Consider the following 6678-nt stretch of genomic DNA (forward strand, 5'->3'; position numbering starts at 1 on the left):
CTCAGGTCTTTACAAATTAAAGTTTTGATGTTTTTACGGCAGTACCACTGACGGTGACCATCAGCATCCCGTCTCTTATTGTTTCATAATCCAAGTCAATTCCGACAATAGCATTGGCACCAAATTGCCTGGCTTGAAGTTCCATCTCAGTGATGGCAGTAGCTTTTGCCTCCCTTAGGACTTGCTCATAGGCCGAAGACCTACCACCGACAATATCGGTAATACTGGCAAAGAAGTCCTTGAAAATATTTGCTCCAATGATGGTTTCGCCGGAGACAATTCCAAGGTACTGATCGATTTGATAGCCTTCCAACGAAGGGGTAGTTGAGATAATCATAGCAATGTAATTGATTTGAGGGTAATTGATTTTTGGGTAGTGAGGAGGTTTTGCTCAAGCAACGTATATATCGAATAAAATACTTCTGTAGCTTGTCGTTAATTAAATTGAGTTGGATTTCTTTCCTTAACATTAAAATAAAGACATTTCTGGTTGTATTTAAAGTTTTCTTTTTAAATATTACCTTAATTTTTGGTGAGGTTCTAATCCACTCGCCGAAACACCATTAATAGATTCATGAACAAGTTCCAGCAGTTTGATATCTCTGATTTTTTAAATGAAATTCAAGAACCGCTGTTTTTGATGGATTCAGAAGAGATAATCTTCTTCAATAAATACTTTGAGAAAACTTTCATTCCTATTTCTGATGATTGGAAGGCTTTTATTGATCAGCCTGAATTGATTAGTGAGCTGGATAATTTCTTTCAACATGGGGAATTGACCAGCACTCGACTGATAAAGCAGTTGATAGCCAAAGACCGAAGCATAGAGCGATTTGAGTGGGCTTTTATCAATTTGCCCTCCAGTTATAATTCCCGTTTTTTGATTGCTAAAGGCAATCAAATCAAAACCGAGGCCTTTGACCAATCTGATCTGATTTTCAAAAATGGCGGATCAGTTACAGACGAGCTTCGATACATACAGAGTGTTTTAAATAATAGTCATGATTTAATCGCTATACTTGATCAGGAGGGAAATTATAAGTTTATCAGTGACTCGGTTTCCCAAAAGCTCGGGTTTTCCACCTCTGAAATTCTTGGAAGAAATTTTCGCGAATTTTCTTCTACGGGTTTTATTGAAATTATAAAGGGAGATTTTTCCCTAGTGCTCAACTCTGAGGAGGAAGTTTCGATAGATTTTTGGGTGAAGTTGCGTGATGGGAAGCGTATTTATTTGGAGAGTTTCGCCAAAAACCTGCTCAATCATCCCCAGATCCAAGGCATAATTTTCAGCTCCAGAGATGTCACAGAGTATGTTCTTGCCGAAGAATCTCTCCAAAGAAGATATGATATTGAGAATCTGATCATGCAGATGTCTTCTAAGTTGATTGGAGGAAGTTTTCAGGAATTGGAGTCTGAGTTTTATGCAGGAATTTCCAGATTTGGAGAATTTTTTGAAGCCAGTAGCGCTGATATTTTGGTCTTTAACAGGGATACAGCTGAATTGGAGACCTTGAGTTCCTGGTCTTTCAATAAAGATGGGGATAGACAAACTTCGCCTTCCAAGGATGAGCGGAGATTGATTTTTGAAAACCAGTCATTTTTGGAAAAAGGCAAAGTCAGATTGGTAACCGGCTTTGAAGATCAATCGAATGCTTTAAGAGGCCTGAATACCTGGAATATAATTATTCCGATGATCTCAGGAATTAAACTACTTGGGGTCATCCGTTTTGAATCTAAGAGTTCAGGCTTTTCTTTTGATGAAAAAGAGATTCAGATCCTGAGACAATTAGGTGATGTTATGGCGGGGGCATACTTAGGAAGTCTAATGAATCGGAAAATTGAGTGGAATGAAAACCTGCTCACCCAGACTGAAATGCTTTCAAAGTCAGGTTCCTGGAGATATAGTTCCTATAAAAACCTGTTTTACTGTTCCGGAGGATTCGCCAGTTTATTTGGGCTTGGTCCTAAGCCCGTTACAGCGGAATTTTCCTCCCTGATTTTTAAAATAGACAAGCCTTCAAGAGCTGAATTCATCAAAAATTTAAGGAAGGCCAGTCAAGAAAAAGCTCGAACCTCCGGCGAGTTTTCAATTTCCGACTCTAAGGGAAAGGTTCGCTTTGTCAGTTATGAAATTGAAGGGAAACAGGAATTCTTGACTCAGGGATTGGAAGTCTATGGGTTTTGCACAGACATTTCCCATAAAAGAGCCTCAGAAAGTTACCTTCGCCTTCAATCTCAAATCCTTGCTCAGGTAAGTGACCCGATTCTTGTGACAAATCTAGAATTGGAAGTTATCTACCTCAATGAAGCCGCTGTCCAATTATGTTGTCCAAATACTGCAAGGGATTATGAAGGGAAATTCAGTGATCTTGTCACGATTCATTGGGAATTGGATGAAAAAATTGATCAAATCGCCGCAGAACTTCAAGTAGGTGAAGTTTGGAAATCCGAGCGCTTTATTCATACCCTGCATACACATTTTTCGCCGTTTGAAATTTCCATTCAGGCCATTCATGCCGAAGGAAAGGATAAAATTGGCTATTCTATAATTCTTAGAGGTTTAGAAGAAAAACACAAATCAGAGCAAATTGCCAAAAGGGCTCAGATGATTGTGGAAAATAGCCCGGCAGTACTTTTTAGAGTGGACCCTAATGAGCGATATAAAATTCACTATATCTCTGAAAATATCAGCCGATTTGGGTACGACGCTGCATTATTAATGGAAAAAGAAACTTCGTTTTTGGATTTGTTGCATCCGGAAGATTCAGAGAAAATTCTTACTAATTACAAGGATAAACTCCAAAAAGACGGGATACCCGCGTTTTCAGGAGAGTATCGAGTCAAAACCTTAAATGGAGAATACGTCTGGGTAGAAGACAGTACAAGAGATGTTATTTCCGGTTCAGGCAAGATTATTCTTCATGAGGGCCTTTTCCAGGATATTTCAGATCGAAAAAATCTGGAAAGAATAAAATCACAGCGCGATGAACAATACCGGGTATTGGCATCAAATATACCGGAAACAAACATCTTTCTGCTGGACAAGGAGCGGAACTACATTCTGGCCGAAGGAACCAATTTTGAAAAATGGGGACTGAACCGAAATGATTTTGAAGGTAAAAAACTTAAAGATGTACAGCTTACTCCGTATCAGGAGATCAATGCGATTCTTGACAGAGTGTACCTCGAAAAAGAAATCGTCGAATCTGAATTTCAGCTGATGGGGAGGCATTATCATCGAACAATTCGACCAATTGTAGAGAATGGAAATGTTGAATATGCTTTGAGTATTGTCAGAGACATTCAAGATGAATATCAAGCTAAAATTGATCTCCAGCAGTCCGAGGAGAAGTATAGACGCTTGGTAGAGGAGTCAACCGAGATAATATTCTCGCTTACCGAGGCATTTTTGCTTCAATATGTTTCTCCAAACGTCAAACAGTTTTTAGGTTATGATTCTGAGGCGGTAATAGGCCGTAGTATTTTTGATTTTCTAAACCCTGATGATTTAGGAATTTTTCAGGAAATGTTGGAAGAAAGCAATGACTTTTTAGCTCATAATCAATTCCTTGAATTCAGACTTAGGCACAAAAATGGGGAATATCGGGTTTTCAGCACCAATGGGAAGCTCATCGAAGACAAAAATGGAATTCACCGATATTATACCGGAGTCGCAAGGGACATCTCCAAGCTTAAGGAAACACAACGGGAACTTTTTCTTGCCAAAGAAAGGGCAGAACAAGCTTCACAGATTAAATCCCAATTTTTATCTGTGATGAGTCATGAAATTCGGACACCCATGAATGCTGTAATTGGGTTGGCACATTTTCTTATGGAAGAAAATCCAAGGCCCGACCAAATGGAGAATTTAAAAACCCTTCAATTTTCTGCAGAAAATCTAATGGCTTTGATCAATGACATTCTTGATTATAATAAAATTGATTCAGGCAAGGTGGAATTGGAGCAAGCGCAGTTTGACTTGAGAAATATTATCCATCGAATTGTTCATTCTCACAGCTTCTATGCGAATGAGAAATCGCTTAGGATCAGCTGTGAGATTGATGAAGCAATCCCTGAGTTATTGATAGGTGATTCGCTCCGGATAGGTCAGATTGTGAATAATCTGGTGTCCAATGCGATCAAATTTACCGGAACGGGATTTGTGAGAGTTTCAATCTTGAAGGAGTTTTCGAAAGGAAATTATACAGACATCAAGTTTGTGTTTGAGGATACCGGTATTGGAATTCCTGAAAATAAAAGAAAATCAATTTTTGAAGCATTCACCCAAGCCTCATCTTCCACGAGTCGAAAATACGGTGGTACCGGTTTGGGCCTAGCCATTGTCAAGCGCCTGGTAGAACTTCACGGAGGGGAAATTGAGGTGAGAAACAGGATCGGGGGGGGCAGTGTGTTTGAATTCGTGATTTCCTTCGAATTTATCGATTTCAAGAAAATGGAATCGGAAAAATCCAGTTTATTTTCAAAAAACCGATCGCTTCAAAACGCATCGATTCTGGTAGCAGAAGATAATGCGGTAAATCAGATTCTGATCCGTAAATTCCTTGGCAAATGGAATGCGGGAAATTTAGTAATCGCCTCCGACGGTCAGGAGGCCTTGGAGGAATTCAATGTAGGAAATTTTGATGTGGTGCTATTGGATCTTCAAATGCCGGAATTGGATGGCTTTGAAGTGGCTAAAGCTATTCGAAATCACATCGATCCTCAAAAACGGAATGTTCCTGTTTTAGCTTTGACAGCTTCCTCATTTAATGAGATAAGAGAAGAAATGCGGATCAGCGGAATGAATGATTTTATTCCAAAACCTTTTGCTCCCGAAGTTCTCTATGAGAAAATTTTAAAGCATCTCACCTTAAAAGATCAAGATTGAAGAGTGGTTTAGCATTAATTTTGCCAATAGGGCATTACCCATGTACTTCCTTTCAAATCTGCATAAATGACACTAGCTAAAAGGGTTTTCCTTTTCCTGTTTTTCTTATCACTTTCTGTTTCGATTCATGGCCAAGGGCTGATCAACAAGCGCTCATCCTTTTATGGATTCACGGGAGTTTCTGGTGCCAATCTTCGACAGTTTAACGAAATCCTGTCCGACAGGGGCCTATCTCCATTGAGAAATAGATACCGAACCTATGGACTAGGATATCAGGCAAGGATCAATGATTTTTTTGTGGGATTTGAGCTTTCACAGCATCAAAGTAGGGCCAGTGATTTTGATGATTTTGAAATTAGGTTTCGTGCTTCAAGAGCGCTCATTAATGTCGGCTATTCTTTGACCGAAGAAGGTAAGTTCCAATTGATCCATTATATGTCCTTGGGTGTCGGGTATTTGAATTTTGAAATGTTGCCTGCCAAGTCCACCCAAAATCTTGAATTTTTTCTACTTGATCCAAGGGAGGGTTTTATACTTCGTGAAAATGATATTCAAAAGGGAACACAGTATTTTGGGGATTTTTTGACGGAGATCGGCTTTCAATTGAGTTACGACTTCGACTTACCGGGAAGAAAGGAAGCTGTTGAGCTTTTGGCAAAAGTCGGATATTCATTTAGCCCATTTGAAGGCAAATGGGAAATGAACGGAATAGCTTTTGGAAATACTCAATCCGGTGCATTTTTAAGAATAGGTGCGGGGATATCGTTGCCAGATCATAATTTTTTCTACAAAGATGCTTCTGTTGGGATTTCCATATATCGGGGGTTTCATTTCAATAAACCAGATGTATTGAATTCCGAGCTTGAGAAAAATGGATATACGCCCTTTGAGGGAACTCCTGCCAATATAGGAGTAAGAATCCTGGGTGAAACTGACGGGTTTTTGTATGGCGTGGATGTATTTAATTCAGCCTTGAAAGGAAAGGCCTCAAATACTCAGGATCAAAGCTTAAATAGTCTTAGAATCTATGGCAATGCAGGGATGAAGTTTTTTCAGCTCAAAAATTTTGCAATAGGGGCAATGGGAGGCGTAGGCTATGGTAATATCCGGTATACCCTTAGTCAGAATGACAAACCTGATTTTCCCGAACTATTCGAACAAAGGTATTTTGATGGATATCTGAAAAATTCAGGTATTATGGCTAAACCCGAACTTTTGTTCGAATATGGCATTCCCATGACCAGTAGAAATCTTTTTGATCTCGTGGTGAGTGCATCAGCAGGATACGAACTTGCCTTGGGGAATTATAGACTGGGAGAGTTGAGTATGGCTAAATATCTCTCCGGACCAATGCTGGGATTGACGGTAGGAGTTCGGCCTTGATTAAGCTTTTTTTAACAATAGATCAATACCGTCCTAAATAAAGAGAGAAAGAGGTCCCGATTTTTGCCCAAACTATTTAATTTGGGTTTGCACCAAAAACCTGAGACCTCTCATGGGTAATATTACCTTGTTTTCGCAGATTATTAAAAAAACCGAGCGTCCAATTTTCAAGAAACTGGTTGAAGAGAAACAAACCGACAAGGCCTGCAAAGGCTTTGACAGTTGGACGCATTTGGCATCGATGCTGTTCTGTCATTTTGCCAAGAGTACCAAGGCACCAGTCTATCTGTTGGACTCCACCGTGGTGAGTTTGTGTCTTTCGGTATTTGACTGGGCTACTTTCCGGACTAAAAAGGGTGCAGTCAAGATGCATACATTGCTGGATTACGACGGTAAACTTCCTGTTT

Annotated in this window: 4 protein-coding genes; 3 read left to right on the forward strand and 1 reads right to left on the reverse strand. The window is 39.6% G+C overall.

Annotated elements, in window-relative coordinates; all coding sequences use genetic code 11:
* Window positions 1-16: 16 nt before the first annotated feature.
* Complete coding sequence (locus BLQ81_RS08385; RefSeq protein WP_092729502.1) at window positions 17-337, reverse strand: YbjQ family protein; 321 nt, start codon at window positions 335-337, stop codon at window positions 17-19.
* Between the two features lie 237 nt (window positions 338-574).
* Here BLQ81_RS08385 and BLQ81_RS08390 point away from each other — a divergent pair, with 237 nt between their 5' ends.
* The 3 genes from BLQ81_RS08390 to BLQ81_RS08400 form a co-directional block, all read left to right on the forward strand.
* Window positions 575-4888 carry a PAS domain S-box protein gene (locus BLQ81_RS08390; protein WP_092729503.1) on the forward strand — a complete coding sequence of 1438 codons (4314 nt, stop codon included), beginning with the start codon at window positions 575-577 and terminating at the stop codon, window positions 4886-4888.
* 66 nt (window positions 4889-4954) lie between these two features.
* Window positions 4955-6271, forward strand: a complete 1317-nt coding sequence (locus BLQ81_RS08395) for a hypothetical protein (RefSeq protein WP_175454190.1) — start codon at window positions 4955-4957, stop codon at window positions 6269-6271.
* Window positions 6272-6383: 112 nt separating this feature from the next.
* Window positions 6384-6678 (forward strand): DUF4372 domain-containing protein (locus BLQ81_RS08400; protein WP_139183591.1); only part of this gene is annotated, 295 nt, incomplete at its 3' end.

Origin of the sequence: Algoriphagus alkaliphilus, from assembly GCF_900103735.1 — a bacterium.
Classification (GTDB): domain Bacteria; phylum Bacteroidota; class Bacteroidia; order Cytophagales; family Cyclobacteriaceae; genus Algoriphagus; species Algoriphagus alkaliphilus.